Below are 19,862 nucleotides of genomic sequence, written 5' to 3' on the forward strand. Positions count from 1 at the left end.
TTTTAAAGGATTTGATACACTGCTACAAAGTGTGCAATCGTGCCTGCAAGGACAAATAGATGCCAAATCGTATGAAAATAGGGCTTGTCACTTTTGACGTAAAAGAATACCCCAATCGTATAAGCCAATCCACCTGCTCCGACCCAAACTAAAGTCCCGAAGGAGATTTTTCCCAATACTTCATCCAAGAAAAATACTGCCAGCCACCCCATCAATAGGTAAATGGCAACCGAAAGCACTTTGAACCGACCGGTAAAAAAGAGTTTGAAAAATGTACCCACCAAAACGGAAATCCATAGAATTGAAAGGAAAAGGATGGCTTTGTCCTTTTGTAAAACAGCCAAAACCATCGGAGTGTAAGAGCCTGCGATCAGGAAAAAGATGGAAATATGATCCAGTACCTGAAGTTTGCTTTTCAATCGCCTATCCTTTGTCGAATGGTACCAGGTTGAGAAAGTGTACACCATCAAAATTCCCAAGCTGAATGCAATTCCCGCAATCAGGGCCGATATACCCTCTTTTTCCAGCGATTTTTGAACCAAAAAGGGAATTCCCACCAGTCCAAGAACCAGCCCAAGGCCATGCGAAAGTGCATTGGCTGATTCTTCTTTTAGAGTTTGGGTGCGCTTAGCCATTGCTGAAGTTTCTTTCGGAAGCTGGGAAGAAATGGAATCCTTCTGAAGAGGTTTTTTGCAGATTAAATCCGGAAAAAGATTCCCTTTCGATACAAGAAATAGCACAGGCCCCACATCGCGGCCAGCGTAGCGAATGCTGTCACCAAAGCAAGTCCATGCTCCCCAAAGCCCATCCAGCCCAAGAATCCGGTAGTGAAGATCCCAATTGTTTTATTCATCCACCGGCCCAATGTTTCGGCGAAAAGGTAGATGAAAATGGAATTCATCCCGACTATGAGGAATGTGAAAGCCCATCCTTTGTTGTTTTTCACATCGACAAACCAATAGAAAAATGCCAACGCCAAAAGTGCCCAGCCCCCTGATGCAAATACAAATGCCGTGGTACTGATTCGCTTGACGATAGGAGTGATTCCCGCCAAATCCAATCCAAAGCCGACAACCAATCCAATCAATCCGGCAATGACGAAGGTTTTGATTTTCTCGGAGTTGGGTTTCTGCGAAAGAAGTAAATTCCCGCAAATCGCTCCCCAAATGGTATGGGCAGCTGTTGGAATCGCATTGATGGCCACCCAACCGCCTCGGTTGATTTTGCCCATCATGAGCTGATCGATCGAGTTGCCAAAGTTGGTGCCATGTTCAAACGGCACTTCTGGATTGTAAGCCCGATAAAGGATCTCGGTCAAAGCCAATAACCCCAAGGAAACGGCTAATTGAACCTTCCAGCCTTTGGTCAGCAGAAAGTAGGTGATCAAAACGGTGAAGGAAAGTTGGGTCAGGACATTCCAAAGCTCAAACACCAGCTCACCGGAATAGATGCAATGCAATCCCGTCCCAAATAGGAAAAGCAATAAACAACGCTTCAGGATGTGCAAGGTTACTTTGGTTCTATCCTCCGAGATGGCCAATCGTTTATTCAGGGAAAAGGGCATTGCTACGCCGACTATGAACATGAAAAAGGGTTGGATCAAATCCCAAAACATCAACCCATTCCACTCATGATGGGTAAACTGAATGAAAATTCCATGGAGTGCATGTCCTTCAGGAAAGAGTTCCAACAGTGCATCGTAAACCAAAGAAGCTTCCGCAACCAACAAAAACATGGTCAGTCCGCGATACACATCAAGGGAAACCAACCGTTGGGTTGGATTAGGAATGGTATTCATAGTGAGGGTTTTGGGTTATATCCAAGTTAAAAATTGCCCAAAAATATTCCTGAGGAATTTGATGAAAGGTTATCCCTCATTCCTCATTATGTATGGATTTTAACCGATGGATTTCCCGATTGGCTTGTCGTTTCGGCTCCACTCACTCCAAGATCCGACATATAGTTTGGGTATTTCGAGTCCGGCATGGTCCAAAGCCAGCAGGGTGTGGCAAGCCGACACTCCTGAGCCGCAATGAACGATGATGTTTTCATTTTGGAATTCCCCCAGAATTGGAATGTATTTTTCTCTCAGTTTTTCCGGAGACAGGAAGTTTCCTTTGTCATCCATGTTTCCGGTTAATGGCACATTTACAGCGCCAGGGATATGTCCGGCAATCAAGTCAATCGGTTCGGATTCTCCCCGAAATCGCTCCGGAGATCGCACATCGATTACTAAGTGATTTTTGTCCGAAGCTACCGCTTCTACTTCTTCCATATCGGCAATTCTCAATTGCCAATGATCTGCCGGATAGGGAGCAGTAGGATTTTTTGTTTCCCAAGCTGTGCTGATAGGAATTCCAGCTGCTATGGCAGCCTGAAATCCGCCTTCAAGAACCTGAACTTGCTCATGGCCCAGCGCACGGAGCATCCACCAAAATCTGGCAGCGGCATTAGCGCCAAGTTGATCGTCATAGACTACCAAGCGGCTTTCAGGACGGATTCCCAATTTCCCCAGAGTTCTGCAGAAATCCTCCAGTTTGGGTAAGGGATGCCTTCCTCCCTCCGCCAAATTAGCTTTGATATCCGCTAAGTCTAGATTGGGATCTACAAAGACAGCTCCCTTCAAATGACCGCTCTCATAGGTTTTTTTTGGGTTGGCGCTGGTACGGGCATCGACGATGAGTACGTCAGGACTTTGGAGAATTTCCGCTAATTCGGTTGCCTGGATAAGGGGAGAAGGTCTTCTGGACATGGGAATGGGTGAATTGCTTTCTCCGAATTTAAGGATTTAAGTTTTTTAGGCTGGGATTGCGAAAAAAAAACCTGCCCCGAATGAATTCAGGGCAGGTTTAAAAGTTGATTTAAATGTGGATTAGAAAGCCGATTTGAACCCTTCCATTTTCTGATCAACCATAGTATCGACCATAAAGGAGATGGCTACTTTTTCCCAAGCCATGGTCACTTTAGCCACTTTGTTGTTTTCGGCAGAGATGTGGTACTGTAGACGCTCAGTGTTTCCGCCCATTACTGGAGCCACTTTGAAGGATACCGCGTCGTCAGCTGCTACAGCCGCTTCGTCGATTTTGCCTTCTTTCATGTAAGAGAATACAGAAGCAGCCTTGCTGTTCAGGTGTACAGTCCACTCGCCTGACTCGGCAGGAGTCATGAAGATGGAATACTTACCTGCACGGAGGGTTTTACCGCCTACGCTTACCTGAGTGCTGAATTCGATGATGGTTTGAGCGTTTGCGCCTGCTCTCCAGGTTACGCCGTATTTTTCGATTTCTCCGAAGATTTTTCGACCTTTTACAGCTGGAGATGAGTAGTCAATGCTGATTTTGGTGAAGCCTACTACCTGAGAAACGGATGCAGCAGGGCTGGCAGCGGGAGTTTGTAGCTGCGCAAAAGCCGCAAATGAGGTTGCCATGATCAATGCAATGGCAAGAAAAAGGGACTTGGTGGATTTCATAAATGTTATGTTTGGATTTTGTTTGGAAAGCTAACAAAAAATCAGCTGTGATGTTTGACCATTCAAATTATCCCTTGGGTTTTCCGATTTTAAAATCAGGAATTAATCGATTTAGTGGTGATCCGGGAAAATAGGATCTGTTGTTTCCACTAAAAAGCAATTCGGACTGTTTTTAGAATGCTGAAATGATCATGTAGATCAGCCCCGCGATCATAGCACTAACCGGGATGGTCAAGATCCAGGCCCAAAGCAAATTGATCGTCACTCCCCAGCGAACTGCAGAAAGTCTTTTGGTAGCACCTACCCCAATGATTGATCCGGTGATGGTATGGGTGGTAGAAACCGGGATTTTTAGCATTTCGGTCAAAAACAAGGTCAAAGCACCGGCTGTTTCTGCAGCCACTCCTTCAAATGGGGTGACTTTGGTGATTCGGGTCCCCATTGTTTTGATGATTTTCCAGCCTCCGCTCATTGTGCCAAGGGCTATAAATGAATAACAGGCCAAGGGTACCCAGTTGGGCATTTCTTCAAAACTGGAAATTTGGTTGCCTGCAATCAGTGCGACAGTGATGATTCCCATCACCTTTTGGGAATCATTTCCCCCGTGACCAATACTAAATGCAGCAGAGGAGACCAGCTGCATTCGCTTAAACCACGCCTCACTTTGGGTGTAGTTCATCATGCTTAGGAAAAGGCTAAACAGGGCGATGGAAATAACTATAAACCCGATAATCAGCCATTTTACATTTTCTCCATGGGAGATGTAATTCATGTAATTGGTTTCAAATCTGGGTTGGAATGTTGTCGCAACTTCCTTGAGTTTGCCGCTTTGGAGGAGGGAAAAAGTAATTTGATCTCCATGCCGATGGGAAGCTAAGATTTGGTCGAGTTCGTTTGAATCCTCCAGAGATTTGCCATCCACTGCCAGGATAATGTCCCCTTTGTTCAGCCCCATGGCTTTTGCTGGAGTTTTGTTTAGGATTTCCTGAACAGCCAGACCTTGGTCGGTAACCTCAATATTGTTGAAGCCCAGTATTTTGGTCATTTTGGTTTCAAAGGACAGGCTCACATAATAAACCGTCACCACCATGACTAGGATGGAAAAGATTTTTGGAAAAATGCTTTTTCGGAAAGAGTTCAGAAACCAAAGGGAAATGATGAAGGCCATCAGCATTCCCAGCAAGGGAGCCAGTACGATAAAGCTTGCAATTTTGGCGATGGTACCAGCCTCTATCGCGTCAAATCCGGCATGCGCGATCGCAGCTCCAGCAAACCCTCCGATCAAGGTATGGGAAGAACTGGACGGGATTCCGAACCACCAAGTCAGCAAGTTCCAGGCGATTGCAGCAATCAAACCGGCCAAAATTACTTCCAGGGTGATATCTGCCTCGTGGACGGTTTTGGCGATGGTATTGGCAACACCGTGATCCTTGAAAATAAAGAAAGCCACAAAATTGAAGAATGCCGCCCAAACTACTGCCTGGAATGGAGTCAAAACTTTTGTAGAAACAACCGTAGCGATGGAATTGGCGGCGTCATGAAAACCGTTGATGTAATCAAAAATAAGTGCAAGCGCTATGATGACTATCAGGAGTGTCGTCATGAGATGGGAAGGTGATCGATTGAGAGAGGCTTTTGATTAAGAGTACTTGATAATGATCGACTCGATTACATTGGCCGAATCTTCGCATTTATTAGTTACCGTCTCCATATCCTGGTAAAGCTCCTTTAGCTTGATCAATTCAATTGGGTTTTTCTCGGTGAGAAAAAGGTGCCTAAGCGCTTTGTCCAAAATTTTATCCGCCTCATTTTCAAAGTAGTTTACCTTGCCACAGGCGTCGGTGATGGCCTTGAGGTCTTTCATATTTCTCAAACCCAATAATGCAACCCGGAGAGCACCCGTTGCACTCAAAATCACATCAGAAAACGCCCGCATGGTGTCATTGACTTCATTGATATCATAATTGACTATGCTTTTTGCAGAAAGCCAGATGTAGTCAGCTACATCATCCAAAGAACCCGCGAGGTAGTGAATGTCCTCCCGGTCAAACGGGGTGATGAAATTTTTCCCCAATTCCAAGAAAAGCCGGCGAGTAGCTTCGTCGTTTTTACGCTCCAGTGCTTCCAGAGTGATCAGCATATTATCCTTTTTCTCATCCTCTTTTTCGTACAATGCGTCTCGGAATACCTGGCTCATAACGTTTAGATTATCAGCGACTTCTTCAAAAATACTGTAGAAAACTCTGTCCTTGGGAGTGAAGAGTTTTACAAAGGAATTTAAACCCATGGGATTATTGATTTTGGTGTGGTGATCTTTTGGAATGGCATTGCAAAGGTAAGTGCTTCATTTTAAGGGCTCCGTTGCTTAACAGTGAATTAACAATTAGATAATATTGAAGACGCCTTTGATTCTGATGGCCGTCCAGACTTCCGGGGTAATTCAGAGAGGTCCAAGGAAATGGAAATGAGGATTTAGGATTTATATCTGATTGTCAGTCAGGCCGTTTTATTTCATTTTTTTCGAATAGGTCAGGATGTGCAGCTGTTGATGTAGTCTCTGACTAAGGTGACAAAGTCAGGTAATGTCTTATCCTCGTAAATCTGGATAAACTGATTGAACTGCATGTAGCCATAGATATAGGGATCGCTCGAGACCTTGTCGTAATTCTCATTGAAGTATTGCTCGATGCTCATTCCTTTTGGGACAGGATCAGGGAGAATCCCAACAATATGCTGAGCAAAGGCATAGCACTTTTCCAGTTGGTCGATTTCCTGATGCATTCTCCACCAAGTCAAGCCTACCTGATTGGCGAAATATTCATTTTTGTAGGAACCCTTTTCGTCTCCCTTTGCAAAAAACTGAAGTCCATGTCCCAGTTCATGAGGAAGGTAAAACCCGTTGAAAAAGAGTCCAAACAGTGTTTTTCCAGCTGCATCTGATCCCCCCATTTGGGAAAAGAAACCGATCGAATCGGAACCCAATTGATCCCAAAAAGGTAAGTTGACGGTTTTGGTCGCAGGATCAAAAAATACCAAAGAAGGCGTGGTGTTGATAATCACTTGTACATCGAAGGGCAAATCAGCCTTGATCTGATGAATGTCTGAAATAAACTGGGTGGTGATTTGAGTTCCGTCCTTGACAAGTGCTGCTTGGTCAGAATAAGTGGTAAACCAAGGATTAGGGATTGAATTCATAAAGCAATATTAGATTGGCAATGGCTTAAAAATTTGAGTGGAGTGTTGAAATCATCAGGTAATATTCAGGGAATCGTCAGAAAGTGGAAATTTGAAAAATTGAAACAGCCCATTGAAATTTTTCAATGGGCTGTTTTTGATTTACTTTTTCAACTGACTTTGAATGAAGGCAATGCTTTGTGGAATTTGAGCCACCGACCTGGAGCTTTCATCCTCGATGACGAGGTATTTGGTACCCTGTTTTTTAGCCTCCTGTATCAATCCGGCAATATCAATGTCCCCGGTACCTAAAACTACGTTGGTTTCAACATCTCCCCGTCCATCAGGTGATCCTGGGGTGCCAATTTTTCGGTCTTTTAGGTGTAGCTGAGGGAATTTGCCCGGATACTTTTTCATGATGGCTAGGGGATCTCCTCCGCCCATTTTAACCCAGTAAACATCCATGTTAAACTGGAAATTCTTTGCATTTTGAAGCATGTAGTCCATAGGTGAGCCACTTCCGGTTTGTGCAAATTCATAACCGTGAGGATGGTAGGTCAGTGTTATTCCTTCCTTGGCAAGCATTTCTCCGGTCTTGTTGAAAAGTTCCGTAGCCGCTTTGATTTCATCCATGGTGATTGGACCTTCTGCATGCGGGATCCAATAACAGGTCGCGTATTTGGCGCCGTATTTCTTTGCTTCCGAGACGATTCCAGCAGGGTCTGATTTGAGCTTGTTGTAATCTGCTCCCACTCCGACAATCCTGAGCTTGTTGTCCTTGAGCAGTTTTTGGTATTCAGCTTCAGACATCCCGTAGTTTCCTCCACCTTCCAAGGCTGAGATTCCCCATTCAGCGATCATCTTGTGATACTTGACTGGGTCAACCTTCATTTCATTTCGAAGGGAGTAGAGTTGGAGGGCAATTTCCTGGGCACTCAGGCTAAAAGGAAAGACTAGGGCTAGGCTTAAAATCAGGTGTTTTAGTTTCATTGAGTCTTAAATTTTGGGTCAATTGAAATCTAGAGATTTTTTCTCGGTTTAGGAAGTGGGTTTAGGATCAAAATCCCTAAATTGACTTCACAGCACATTCCCATGAATTCCAGAAGAAAATTTATCCAAACCTCCTCCTTTTTAGGATTAGCTATGAGTCTTAACCCTGACCTGTCCCTTTTAGCCGCCCAGGATACCATCCTTGGACACGGAGATTTCAAATACAAAATTGACCCCAAATGGGGGAATCTTGATCCCACCAAAGTTCCGGTGGTTAATTGCCATGAGATGGTCATGGACCGGAAAGGACGCATGATCCTCCTGACCGATGAGGCTAAAAACAACATCATTATCTACGATCAGTCAGGAAAGCTTTTAGCAACCTGGACCCTTGGATTGGATCGCGCTCACGGGCTTTCCTTAGTTGACGAAGGGGATGCAGAATACCTCTGGGTGGTCGACAACGGGGGAAAAGTGGTCAAGACCACTTTGGACGGGAAGGTCGTCGCAGAGATTGCGTCGCCTATTTCACAGGGAATTTATACCGAAAGCATGAAATGGGTACCTACTGAGACGGCCATTGCTCCTAATGGTGACCTATATGTCGCTGACGGTTATGGTTCCCAATTTTTTCTCCAGTACGACAAGAATGGAAACTTCATCCGTAAATTCGGAGGAGCCGGCCAAGGAGATGACCAGTTCAGTACAGCACATGGCATTGCTGTTGATCAGAGAGGAGGCAAGGAGCCAACCCTAATGTGTACCTCCCGAGGACATAATTCCTTCAAAAGATTTACGCTCGATGGAAAATATATTGAAACGATTTTTCTTCCGGGAGCTTTTGTTTGCAGGCCAGTAATTCACGGAGAAAATCTTTACGCTGGAGTTTGCTGGTCCAGATTGAGGTACTTGGAACAGACCAATAATTCCGGATTTGTGACCATCCTGGACAAAGACAACAAAGTGGTCTCCAACCCCGGGGGAACTGCTCCTGAGTACCGGAATGGTGAGTTGCAATTGATGGTTCAAAAAGAACCGGTGTTCAAGCATTGCCACGATGTATGCATCGATCAGGATGAAAACATCTATGTCTGCCAGTGGAATGCAGGGAAAACCTATCCGATTAAATTGACCAGAGTCTAATTGATTTTGAGTCTTTCGGCTTCCTGATTTGATATACAGTCTTCGACATTCGATATTTTGATAAGGAATATTGAATGTCGAATTTCTAATCCCAAGAAAATCACAAAAACTATCCCCATTTAGCCATGAAATCAGTGAGTGTTTGTTGGTTTGAAATTCCGGTGAGCGACATGGACCGGGCAATTTCGTTTTACGGAAAAGTATTTGACTGTAAGCTAAGCAAGCAGGACATGGGAGATTTTCAGATGGCTTGGTTTCCTTGGGATGAAAACAAAGGAGGGGCAGGTGGTAGTTTGGTTTTCCATGAAAAATTTTATCAAACTAGCAGCCACGCTGGATCGTTGATTTATTTTACTTCGGAAGACTGTTCGATCGAACTAGGACGCGTGGAGGAAGCAGGAGGAAAAGTGCAAATTACAAAAAGGCTCATTGCTCCGGGCATTGGGTATATGGGCGTTTTTTTGGATTCGGAAGGAAACCGAATCGCCCTTCATTCTAATAATTAAGCGGTTTTCGGTATTTTATTTTAGCATGAACCATGGGCCGGTATTTATCTTTCGTACTTTTAGGTCAATGGGTTTGATTGAATAATCATGTGGAGAAAACTTTTTAATCTTCAGGAGGACCCAGGCAATCTAGAGCACCTTCAGCAAAGAATCGCCTTGTACTTTGTCTTTTTGACATTCTTTGCAATCGTATTTTTCGGAATTTCCGACTATTTACTTGGGCTCAATTCGACATTGAATTATGTAAGGATAGTTTACATCTTATTATTCAGTGCTTGTTTTTTTATCATGGTCAAATACAGAAAATTTTTTCTGTCAATGAACCTTATGTTAGGGTTGATTTTGATCTTTTCCATTTTCAACTATTTATACAATGACGGGTACCAGGGGCCAACCTTGACAAACATTTTCGTATTCGTGGTGGCAGTGGCTATCTTTTTTAAGAAGCCATTGAATTTGATATGGTTACTGGCCAGTATGGGGAGTTATTTGGTGCTTTTTTACTTGGAAGTTGAATCCAAAATCCACGTTTCCAAAAATTACCGATCTCCTCAGGATTTGTTTTTGGACAACTCGATTTCCATAGTGTTGTGCATAGTATTCATTTTTATAGGGATTTATCTTTTGATCATCAATTACCAAAAGCAACATCAGATTTTATTGGATTTGAAAAAGGAGAACCAAATTCATTTGGCAGAACTCAGTTCATTGAATTCAAAGAAAAACGAGTTAATCGCACTCCTTTCTCATGACCTCAGAGGTCCGGTGAACACTTTGAACGCGACTCTGCAATTAGTAGATCAAGGGCTTTTGGACGAAAAGGATTTGTCCAAGATTCTTTTTAGCCTAAAATCCCAAAGTTTCCAAATGACCCAAGTTTTGAATAACACGCTAGCTTGGGTTACCTCCGAAATGCAGATGAGTGAGATGGATAAAACTGAAACTGACCTTAAAGAACTTGGGGAGCTTATGGTGGAAACGATGAGTTTTCAGGCTATCCGTAAGAATCAGAGCATTGTGTTTGATTTGAAGGGGGAGAACCGCCAAGTTAATCTGGAAGCGAAGGAGGTGAAGATTATTCTCAAAAACCTGTTGGATAATGCGATTAAGTTTGCACCCGCTGGAGCCACGGTTTATTTATCCTTGACCACATCCGAAAACCAAATTCTTTGGGAGGTGAAAAACTCAGGAAAATTAATTTCGGAGGAGGTTCGGCCGTATTTGTTTGATTTTCAAGTCAAAAATTCATTTGGTACTGAAAAAGAAAAGGGCACAGGACTTGGACTGTCACTTTGCAAAAAAATAGCAGATCACCTCGGAATGAGACTGGGCTATCGAGTGAGCGAACTTCAGGAGAATGTGTTTTTCTTGGAAATTAAAGTCAAATCAGAGTAAAACTACTCTCAAACTCTTGGCACCATGCGCTCCAATGACCAAGGACTGTTCAATGTCTGCGGTTTTGGAAGGACCGGCAATAAACACTCCGAAACCGGAATGTGCTGATCCAATCCGATCATAACCTTGGTGCATGGTTTCCACCAAATTTTTTCTTTCTAACACAATCACCAAATGCTCCGTGATGAACGGCAAAGCGCGGAGTCCAAGGTTGGGGTCTTCCAGCCAGATTGCCCCGTTTTCAGCTACACCGAATTGCCCCTCCAAAATGGCCAATCCCAAATCCTCAAGTTCATGAGGATCCTCAGGAAGTGCAAGGTTGGAAAGATCTTCGAATGTCTTCGAAAGTGAAATGATTTTGGAGAAATGGGCAGTGCCAATCCAGGATTGAAACTCCACCCTGCTCATGACCTCTCCTTTGTTTCCTATGATGGATCGGATGAATTGCTCCACCAGTTCTCCGGTCAGATGGAAATCCGGAATTTCAGGAAGTGCTTTTGGCTCGATGGAAATTCCTTTGATAGCGCTTAAAATTTTTTCCCGGCTGCTCATGATCGGTTCTTCTGATACCACTGTTGGAAAGTTTCTTTCGGTGTTTCAGGTAGATTTCTGCTTTTGCCCCAAGTATTCAATGGGTGATAAATCAAACTATCCGGAAGCGCTTTTAAGGCGCTTCGCATCAGGCTTCCTGAAATTTTATAGGCCAATGGACTATTGAATATTCCGCTGGCCAACTTCATGGACAGTCCCTTTCCAAATTCCCCATGGGTTTTGGTGATTTCCTGTCGCCATTCGTAAAGCTGCTCATGGATGTTGATTTTAACAGGACACACATCCGAGCAGCTGCCGCATAGGGTGGAGGCAAAAGGAAGTGTGCTGTATTTTTTCATATCCAATCCCGGTGAGAGGATTGATCCGATCGGTCCTGGAACGGTGCTTCCATAGCTGAATCCCCCACTTCGACGGTAAATCGGGCAGGTATTCATGCAGGCACCGCAGCGGATGCACTTGAGGGAGTTTTTGAATTTTTCCCGAGCCAGTTGAGCAGTCCGTCCATTGTCCACCAAGATGATGTGGATTTCTTTTCCTGGGGATGGGCTTCGGAAATGGGAATTGTAATTGGTGACCGGCTGACCGGTAGCGGATCGGGCCAGGAGCCGAAGAAAAACACCCAAATCTTTTCTTCTTGGGAGAATTTTCTCAATGCCCATGCAGGCAATGTGGACATCGGCGAGGTGTACGCCCATATCAGCATTGCCTTCGTTGGTGCAAACCACAAATTCTCCGGTTTCAGCAATTCCAAAGTTGACCCCAGTAATTGCCACTTTAGCCCCGAGGAATTTTTCCCGCAAATGAATTCTGGCTGCTTGAGTCAGGTATGTAGGATCTTCGTTGCCTTTTTCGGTATGAAGTTTTTCGTGGAAAAGCTCTGAAATCTCCCCCTTTTTGAGGTGGATTGCCGGCAATACGATATGACTAGGGGGCTGATTGAGAAACTGGACTATCCGCTCACCAAGGTCGGTGTCTACGACCTCGATTCCATACTTTTCCAAATAGGGATTCAAGTGGCACTCTTCGGTCAGGATGGATTTGCTCTTGACAATGGCCTTGCAGTTTTGCTTTTGGAGTATCTCCAGCACGATCCGATTGTGCTCTTCTCCATCTTCCGCCCAATGGACGATGATCCCGTTTTTTTGTGCATTTCGCTCAAAATCCTCAAGATAGGAGCCCAGATTTGCCAAGACGTTGTCTTTGATCTGGGAGGCCAACTCACGCAGTTGCTCCCATTCAGGAATAGTCTTGCTGATTCGGTCCCGCTTATCCCGGACAAACCACAAGGTTTCGTCATGCCATTTGGCTTTGGCCTGATCCTTCAGAAATTCGGTGGCATTCTCCGGATGGCTCATGAGATCGCTTGGTTTAGGATTTCGGCAATGTGGAGAAATTTCAAATTCTGATTATTTCTAGTTGCGATTCCCTGCAAATGCATGATGCAGGACATGTCACCACCGGTGAGTATTTCTGTTTTATGACTGAGGTGATCCTCAAGTCGGTCTTTCCCCATTCGGATGGAAAGCGCTTCTTCCGTGACCGCAAAAGTCCCCCCAAATCCACAGCATTCATCAGTTCTGCTCAGTTCCACCCATTCTAAACCCTCCAGATTTTCCAAAAGTTTTCGGGCTTTGTTGAATGGCGTTTGATTGAGTTCTGAACTCGAAGCCAGACGCAGTCCTCGCTGTCCGTGGCAGGAAGCATGAAATCCTACCCGGTGAGGGAATTTGCCATCCAGTTTTTCAACTTGGAGGATATCGGTGATGAATTCGGTCAACTCGAATACTTTGTGATGCAATTCGGCTTGTTCTTTTTCCAGTCCCGGAACGGACGGAGAATGCTCTTTTACGTGCAGCACACAGCTTCCTGATGGAGCCACCACGTAGTCGAATTCCCTGAAAAGCTCAATGAAATGTCGCGTCGTTCCCACGGTGTCCCGTTCATATCCCGCATTGGCCAAGGGCTGTCCGCAGCAAGTTTGGCCTTGCGGATAAGTGACTTTGCAGCCCAGCTTTTCCAACAGTTCGAGCGATGCAATTCCCACCTTAGGATAGAATTGATCTACGTAGCAGGGAATAAATAAGGCAATATGAGGGGAATCTGGCTTCATCAGGGTAAGTTAATCTCAGGAGTTCATATTCACGAGCATTGCCGCCCCTAATGCAGATCCATTCGGAAAATCGCTTGGAATTATTTCCATTCCGGGAAGTTTTTTCCGGAGCATTTCCAGAAAAATGGAATTGGCATTGAATCCACCATCCACAAACAGCCGAGTGACCGGGGCTCCGTCAAGGACAAGCTGCAATGAGGCTACCTGAATATCTGTCAGCTCATGCAAAAAGGTGTAATACGCCTCGGTAAATTCGGAAAAACTGCTCCAGTTACTGGAATCCGACTTTTCCAACCCATAGTCGGTCGGCTTTAGGTAGTGGAAGCCGATTCTTTTTTTGGATTGCTGACATACCTTTTGGTACCAGGATTCGTCGAATCTCAGTTTTTTGTAGGTCCCCAATGGAAGTTTCCAATGGGCGTACATTTCATCGACCTGATATTTGTGCTCCTCCCCGATGAAAAGACGGGATATCTTGATTGGCTGACCGGAAATACTCAAAAACTGGAGGCAGTCTTTGGTCAATTCTGATTCCGAAAGTGAAGTTTTGTTGAATGGATTGATGCTGATCGCCCAAGTGCCGGTGGAAAGCAAGGCAAAAGGTTTGGTTTCCTGCTTGAGGTAGGGCAAAAGAGCTCCAGAAGAATCATGAACCCCGATTCCACAGGGAATTCCCCCAAGTTCGGGCTTCGTTTTCAGCAATGAATTTCCGGGAAGAATCGGTGGAAGGAGCGGTTCAATCCCTTCTCTTTTCACCCAATCGTGGTAATCCATTTTCTCAAAATCCCAGAGACCTGTGTGGCAACCAATACTGGTATAGTCGGATACCATTTTCCCGGTGAAAATCAGGCTGAGGTATTGGGGAAGGTGCAGACAGTGCCGAACGTTTTTAAATAATTCAGGCTTGGCATATTTCAGGAAATAGATCTGCAATCCTGAATTGAGCATCGCCAATGGTGGGGAGGAAGTTTTTTGGCAGAAAGCCATTTTTCCGCCGTTTTCAGCATAAAAACGTTCCAGTAATTCCTCCGGAAAGGGCTTCAGGTAATCGTAAAGCGGGGTGACAGGTTCTCCCTGTTCATCGGTATGAACAAAGGAGGCACCATGGCCGGAGAAGTTGAGTTTTTTGATTTCGAATTCGGGAGAATTCAGGGCTTGTTTAAAAGTATCCAGCATCCACTCCCTCAGTGGAAGAATTGGCTCACTGGGAAAACCATCCTCGTCAGGGATTGCGTCCAGTCTGGTGTAGGTATTGTGAACTTCCTTCAGGTTTTCATCAAAAAGGAAGAATTTTTTATTTGTTTTCCCAATGTCAAAGACGGCAGTTACTGGAATTTTTGGCATGTTGATCAAAATGATTGTACCCAGTACCTAGGTACTATGTACCAAGAAGCAAGAACTGATATTCAATAATAGAGCGTCAGGATCCAGAATCCAGACGCTCTAGCTGGTGTTTTTTTATTAGGTTATAGTGACTTTCTGATGGTCAGTCGGAAAGGGTTTTTGATCGGAATTCGATCTTCTACCCCCAGGATTTGCTCGGCGATGGACTTACCCATGTGGGTAAAATCCGTGGAAACAGTGGTGATTCCCTCAGCAAGGATTTCCTTCAGCGGAGTGTCATTGTAGGAAATGACTCCTACATCTCTGCCTAGTTTCAACAATTGTTCTCGGGATTTTTTGACAATATTCACCAAATCTGATTCGGCTAAAACGATGTAGCAATCTCCTTCATCCAAGGGCTCGTCATCATCCACTCCGTCAACAATCAGGTTTTTGAAATCGTGGAAAAAACAAAAGCGCTTGAATCCATCCATGATTTCCACTGGGTAAAGTTCACCTTTCGGGAAAACTAGAATCAATCTCTGGTACTTTTTGAGGTGGGAAATTCCGGATTCAAGTGACTCGAAAATGTCTTTGGCAAAATCCTGATAAATCCCCGGGAATTCGTTTTCGTGTCCTTTTACAGCACGGTCAATGATCAAAAGCTTATCTTTTGGAATACGTTTAATCAAATCGTAAGCTGTTTCGGGATGGCCGGAATTGTCGAAGAAGTGCGGGGCCAAAACGTAATAATTGTAATTTCCTAAGTTGGTCTCCAGCAAGTCCTCCAGCAAGTTCCTGTTGTAATGATGAACCTGAAGATCGACGGAGGCATTGGATCCCAAGGTCTCCAGGATAGAATAGTAAATGATTTTTTTGTAGGAACTGAGCTTGTTGAAAAGCAGGAGTACTTTTAGTTTACTTCCCATATTGGTAGACGAAATGTAAAAACCCTTACCTCGGACTGAGGAAATGATTCCACGGTCGCGAAGTTCGTTGTAGGCTTTTTCCACGGTGTCTCTGGAGAGTAAAAAATCAAAACTGGTTTCATTGATCGAAGGGATGCGATCGCCGATTTTTAGCTTTCCCTTCTCGATTTCCTCGAGGATCAAATTGACCACCTGGAGATACTTCGGCGTGCGTGAATCCACGGCGATTTTTTCAGATTTGTCAAGAAGCATAGGTTACTGGGTTATTGGGTTAGGTTGGGTAGGGTAATAAGGGTAAATCGGATTTACCGAGGGAAGGCAGCCGCAAGGCCTCCATCCACGTTGAGCATATTCCCGGTGGATTTGGTTAATAATCCACCCACAAAGGCAAAGGCCGCGTCAGCTATGTCGCTCACTTTGACACTTTCTTTCAGTAAAGTTCTATTTGCGTAGTATTGAGGTAGATCTTTTACATCAATGCCATAAGCTTTGGCCCTGTTTTCGGCCCAGCCACCTTCCCAGATATTGGAGTTTTCGATCACCGCATCGGGGTTCACCACATTCACTCGGATTTTATCTTCCGCCAGCTCGGCAGCCATCAGTCTGGACATATGAAGTTGAGCGGCTTTTGCTGTACCGTAAGCTACATTTTTTGGACCGGCAACCAATGCGTTTTTACTGACAATATTTACAATATCTCCGCCTAAGCCTTGCTGTTTCATCAACGTAACTCCGGCTTTGGAAACGTGGTATTGGCCCATTACCAGGATATCATTGAGTCGCTCCCAATCCAGATCGGTATGATCTTCGAATGATCTGGAAATGGAAATTCCGGCATTGTTGACTACTATGTCAAGTCCGCCAAATCGCAGACAGGTAGCTTGAATCGCATCTGCCAAACTTGCCGTATTGGTCACGTCCAATTTGACGCTGAGCACATTGTCTTTTCCGTATTTTTTCTCAAAGTCAGCAACAGTTCCGTCAAGTCTTGCCTGATCTATGTCGGTCAAAACCACACAGGCCCCTTCCTGAATGTATCTTTCGGCAATGCCTTTTCCTATTCCCCCAGCACTGCCTGTAATCAAAGCTATCTTCCTGGAAAGGGGCTTTTCTTTTGGCATTCGCTGAAGTTTTGCTTCCTCAAGCAACCAGTATTCAATGTCAAATGCTTCCTGAAGCGGAAGCGAAACGTATTCGGAAACAGCCTCTGCTCCGCGCATTACATTGATTGCGTTGATGTAAAATTCTGAAGCTACCCTGCTGGTTTGTTTGTCTTTTGCGTAACTGAACATCCCCACGCCAGGCCAAAGAATCACTACCGGATTTGGGTCGCGCATTGCCGGACTGTTTGGATGCTTGTGTTTTTGGTAATAATCGGCATACATTTCCCGGTAGGCCTGAAATGCTACACCGATTTTTTCTTTCAAACCATTTACGTCAGTCAGATCTGCATTTGCAGGAAGGTCCAAAACCAGCGGGCTGATTTTGGTTCGAAGGAAGTGATCAGGGCAACTGGTACCCATCGGGGCCAATTTTACCAAATCATGGCTGTTGATGAATTGAAGGACGGTGTCGTTGTCGTTGAAGGTGCCGACCATCCGTTTTTCGGAAGAGGCCAGCCCCCGTAAAACCGGAGCAAGTTTTGCAGCTTGAGATTTACGCTGATCAGGCGCCAGAGATGCTACTTTTTCACCTCCAAAAACAGGTCTTTTCTTACCGTAATTTTCTGTGAGGTATGCTGAAGCAGCTTCGATCACCTCAAGACTGTTGAGGTAACATTCGAAGGCTGTGTCTCCCCATGTGAACAGGCCATGACCCCCAAGCATGATTCCACGGATGCCTGGGTTATTATCCAATGCTTCTTTGAGCTTAAGTCCCAAATCGAACCCCGGTCTCTGCCACGGTACCCAAGCAATCGTGCCTTTCCAGAGTTCTTTGGTGATTTTTTCGCCGTCCTTGGAAGCGGCAATCGCAATTGCAGCATCCGGGTGAAGGTGATCGATATGTTTGAATGGCAAAAACCCGTGAAGCGGGGTATCAATAGAGGGTGCTTTTGAGGCCAAGTCGTAAATGCAATGGTTGAACAACTCTACCATTTCGTCCTCAAACTCGATCCCGCGGTAGATTCCTTTCAAGGATCGAAGTTTATCTACATAGAGTCCAGCAAGTCCGGAACGAGTCATCGTACCGATGTCTCCACCTGAACCTTTGATCCACATCACCTCTACAGGCTCTTTGGTGAGGGGATCCAGTTCAATGGTCTTACAGGAAGTGTTGCCTCCTCCATAATTGGTGATTCTTAGGTCTGCCCCAAGAATATTGGAGCGGTATATCAAAAGGTCAACTTCATTTCCTGCCAGCTTCGAGGCTTTCGCTTCGTCCCAGAGGTAGCTTACGTGTTTAAAACTCATAATCGGTGTATTCATAGATGATCGGTCTACTGGTGATGATAACATGAATTTCTATCATATAGAGACTTCAAGTATCCTGTAGTGTCTTGAGTGGGAAATTTTTTAAGATAATTTTTTTCTTTAAAAGCAGTATGTTTTGGATATCTGCCTGCCTGTTTCTAAAATCTAATTCGAAATCGAAGAATTGCAAAATTTTTGTCCGATAATTCCATGAAATTATCTTCGGACAGGGCAGGATGGGACAGGAAGGTAAAATTCATTTATTCAATTCAAAATTCCCCCTATGAGCAACCGCTTTTTTAAAAAAATTGTCGCTGATACCAATGAATATGAGCGGACTCCAATTCCTGAGAATGAATTGAAAGGAAATAAAAGTTTTTTGGGGATGTATGCGGGAGAACATACAGCAGGGACTGAATTTGTAATCGGACCGTTGTTTGTCGCCCATGGAGTGGGAGCTTTGGATTTGGTTTTAGGTCTCTTGATCGGCAACTTTCTCGCAGTTTTGAGTTGGGGTTTTATTACTGCACCCATAGCCACAGCTAAGCGGTTGACACTTTATTACCAACTTGAGCGGATCGCCGGCAAAAACGTTGTTCGTTGGTATAATCTGGTCAATGCTTTGATGTTTTGCTTTTTGGCGGGATCGATGATTGCCGTTTCTGCCACAGCAGTGGGGATTCCATTTGATCTGGAAATGCCAACACTTAACGATTGGCTTCCGAGGACCCCCGGATGGATAATTACTGTTTTGTTGATGGGGGCCGTCATTACCTTGGTTGCTATCCAAGGATATTCTCAAGTGTCCAAATTTGCCAATATCATGTCCCCATGGATGATTCTGGTTTTCTTCGCTGCTGCAATCGTCGGCTTGGCACAGTTGGGGGTGAATTCATTTGAAAGTATGGTCACCATTGCTCAGGAGGTGATTTGGAATGGCGTTCCGCTTCCTGGAATGTCCCGATTTTCGATCTGGCACATCATCTTCTTTGCCTGGTTTTGTAATATGGCAATGCATATTGGGATGTCTGACCTGACGATCCTTCGCTATGCCAAGTCCTGGAAATCCGGTTTTTCAGTTTTTGCAGGAGTGTATTTAGGTCATTTTGTTGCCTGGATCGCTTCTGGAATTTTGTATGCAGTATTTCTTCAGGCCAACGCGGACTCCCAGGAATTTGCTCCTGGGCAGATTGCTTATCAAACCTTGGGAATTGCAGGAGCGGTTTGCGTTATAATTGCGGGTTGGACTACAGCTAACCCCACGATTTATCGGGCAGGATTGGCTTTGCAGGGGATTTTCCCGAAGGTTCCAACTTGGAAAATCACGGCAATCGTAGGCGGAATCACCAGTTTGGCGGCATGTTTTCCTGCTCTGGTGATGAAGCTCCTTGACTTTGTTGCACTTTATGGCTTGCTTTTGATGCCAATGGGAGCGGTAATTTTTGCGGACTTTTATTTTTCCAAGAAAATGGGCTTCAAAGCGGAAGGTGCTTTGAGCTCCGGATCCAATTTTAGTCTCCCGGCTTTGTTGAGTTGGGTGTTGACCTTGGGCTTTTGTCTGGGGTTAAACTTTTTCTATGGAGTTGAAATCTTCTTTTTGGGGCTTCCGGGTTGGTTTGTGGCAGTTGCCATTTTTGTAATGCTTTCCAAAATCAACTATCCTCAGACCAAATCTCTTGCAGCATGAAAATTCTACTCAAATTAATTTCACTGGTTGGATTGGCCATGAGCATTTTTCCTCCAATTCTGTTTTTCCTTGGTAAAATGGAGTTAAGCTCCATGAAGCTATGGATGGGAATAGGAATGGTGGTTTGGATGATTTCTGCTCCATTTTGGATAAATAAACCCAGTGAGCAGTGA

The 19,862-nt window shown here is 44.7% G+C and carries 19 protein-coding genes; 5 read left to right on the forward strand and 14 right to left on the reverse strand.

Annotated elements, in window-relative coordinates:
- Nucleotides 1–2: 2 nt before the first annotated feature.
- From trhA to D0X99_RS14845, 8 genes are all read right to left on the reverse strand, one after another.
- Nucleotides 3–635: a PAQR family membrane homeostasis protein TrhA gene (trhA, locus tag D0X99_RS14810; protein ID WP_147392239.1), complete on the reverse strand. Its 633-nt coding sequence runs from the start codon at nt 633–635 to the stop codon at nt 3–5.
- A gap of 62 nt (nt 636–697) precedes the next feature.
- Nucleotides 698–1,798 carry an acyltransferase family protein gene (locus D0X99_RS14815; protein WP_119478614.1) on the reverse strand — a complete coding sequence of 367 codons (1,101 nt, stop codon included), beginning with the start codon at nt 1,796–1,798 and terminating at the stop codon, nt 698–700.
- Between the two features lie 99 nt (nt 1,799–1,897).
- Nucleotides 1,898–2,752, reverse strand: coding sequence for a sulfurtransferase (locus tag D0X99_RS14820; protein ID WP_119478615.1), 855 nt, complete (start codon nt 2,750–2,752; stop codon nt 1,898–1,900).
- Nucleotides 2,753–2,872: 120 nt separating this feature from the next.
- Nucleotides 2,873–3,469 (reverse strand): DUF2911 domain-containing protein, encoded by a 597-nt coding sequence (locus D0X99_RS14825; RefSeq protein WP_119478616.1) that lies wholly within the window; start codon nt 3,467–3,469, stop codon nt 2,873–2,875.
- Between the two features lie 172 nt (nt 3,470–3,641).
- Complete coding sequence (locus D0X99_RS14830) at nt 3,642–5,072, reverse strand: inorganic phosphate transporter (RefSeq protein WP_119478617.1); 1,431 nt, start codon at nt 5,070–5,072, stop codon at nt 3,642–3,644.
- 36 nt (nt 5,073–5,108) lie between these two features.
- Entirely contained in the window at nt 5,109–5,756 is a 648-nt protein-coding gene (locus D0X99_RS14835; RefSeq protein WP_119478618.1) for a DUF47 domain-containing protein, read from the reverse strand.
- Nucleotides 5,757–5,998: 242 nt separating this feature from the next.
- Entirely contained in the window at nt 5,999–6,664 is a 666-nt protein-coding gene (locus D0X99_RS14840; protein WP_119478619.1) for a hypothetical protein, read from the reverse strand.
- A 141-nt stretch (nt 6,665–6,805) separates the two neighbouring features.
- Nucleotides 6,806–7,633, reverse strand: a complete 828-nt coding sequence (locus D0X99_RS14845; RefSeq protein ID WP_119478620.1) for a sugar phosphate isomerase/epimerase family protein — start codon at nt 7,631–7,633, stop codon at nt 6,806–6,808.
- A gap of 102 nt (nt 7,634–7,735) precedes the next feature.
- Here D0X99_RS14845 and D0X99_RS14850 point away from each other — a divergent pair, with 102 nt between their 5' ends.
- The 3 genes from D0X99_RS14850 to D0X99_RS14860 all read left to right on the forward strand — a co-directional run bounded on the left by D0X99_RS14850 (nt 7,736) and on the right by D0X99_RS14860 (nt 10,677).
- Entirely contained in the window at nt 7,736–8,776 is a 1,041-nt protein-coding gene (locus D0X99_RS14850) for a 6-bladed beta-propeller (protein ID WP_119478621.1), read from the forward strand.
- Nucleotides 8,777–8,901: 125 nt separating this feature from the next.
- Nucleotides 8,902–9,282, forward strand: a complete 381-nt coding sequence (locus tag D0X99_RS14855; RefSeq protein ID WP_119478622.1) for a VOC family protein — start codon at nt 8,902–8,904, stop codon at nt 9,280–9,282.
- Nucleotides 9,283–9,600: 318 nt separating this feature from the next.
- Nucleotides 9,601–10,677, forward strand: a complete 1,077-nt coding sequence (locus D0X99_RS14860; RefSeq protein WP_158587710.1) for a sensor histidine kinase — start codon at nt 9,601–9,603, stop codon at nt 10,675–10,677.
- Here D0X99_RS14860 and D0X99_RS14865 read toward each other — a convergent pair.
- The 6 genes from D0X99_RS14865 to D0X99_RS14890 form a co-directional block, all read right to left on the reverse strand.
- The gene (locus D0X99_RS14865; RefSeq protein ID WP_119478624.1) at nt 10,669–11,229 is read right to left on the reverse strand and encodes a LutC/YkgG family protein; all 561 of its coding nucleotides are present in this window, start codon (nt 11,227–11,229) and stop codon (nt 10,669–10,671) included. The genes D0X99_RS14860 and D0X99_RS14865 overlap by 9 nt on opposite strands.
- Nucleotides 11,226–12,584 (reverse strand): lactate utilization protein B, encoded by a 1,359-nt coding sequence (locus D0X99_RS14870; protein WP_119478625.1) that lies wholly within the window; start codon nt 12,582–12,584, stop codon nt 11,226–11,228. Before D0X99_RS14870 ends, D0X99_RS14865 begins: the two co-directional genes overlap by 4 nt.
- The gene (locus D0X99_RS14875; RefSeq protein WP_119478626.1) at nt 12,581–13,339 is read right to left on the reverse strand and encodes a (Fe-S)-binding protein; all 759 of its coding nucleotides are present in this window, start codon (nt 13,337–13,339) and stop codon (nt 12,581–12,583) included. The genes D0X99_RS14870 and D0X99_RS14875 overlap by 4 nt, the downstream gene beginning before the upstream one ends.
- A gap of 15 nt (nt 13,340–13,354) precedes the next feature.
- Nucleotides 13,355–14,683, reverse strand: coding sequence for an FGGY-family carbohydrate kinase (locus D0X99_RS14880; RefSeq protein WP_119478627.1), 1,329 nt, complete (start codon nt 14,681–14,683; stop codon nt 13,355–13,357).
- A 122-nt stretch (nt 14,684–14,805) separates the two neighbouring features.
- Nucleotides 14,806–15,843: a GntR family transcriptional regulator gene (locus D0X99_RS14885; RefSeq protein ID WP_119478628.1), complete on the reverse strand. Its 1,038-nt coding sequence runs from the start codon at nt 15,841–15,843 to the stop codon at nt 14,806–14,808.
- 53 nt (nt 15,844–15,896) lie between these two features.
- Complete coding sequence (locus D0X99_RS14890) at nt 15,897–18,017, reverse strand: bifunctional aldolase/short-chain dehydrogenase (protein ID WP_119478629.1); 2,121 nt, start codon at nt 18,015–18,017, stop codon at nt 15,897–15,899.
- Nucleotides 18,018–18,285: 268 nt separating this feature from the next.
- On the opposite strand from D0X99_RS14890, the gene D0X99_RS14895 reads away from it, so the two are divergent.
- Both D0X99_RS14895 and D0X99_RS20525 read left to right on the forward strand, forming a co-directional pair.
- The gene (locus tag D0X99_RS14895; protein ID WP_119478630.1) at nt 18,286–19,689 is read left to right on the forward strand and encodes a purine-cytosine permease family protein; all 1,404 of its coding nucleotides are present in this window, start codon (nt 18,286–18,288) and stop codon (nt 19,687–19,689) included.
- On the forward strand, nt 19,686–19,862 hold the full coding sequence (locus D0X99_RS20525; RefSeq protein ID WP_199708106.1) for a hypothetical protein: 177 nt from the start codon (nt 19,686–19,688) through the stop codon (nt 19,860–19,862). Before D0X99_RS14895 ends, D0X99_RS20525 begins: the two co-directional genes overlap by 4 nt.

Source organism: Algoriphagus lacus (assembly GCF_003583985.1).
GTDB lineage: Bacteria > Bacteroidota > Bacteroidia > Cytophagales > Cyclobacteriaceae > Algoriphagus > Algoriphagus lacus.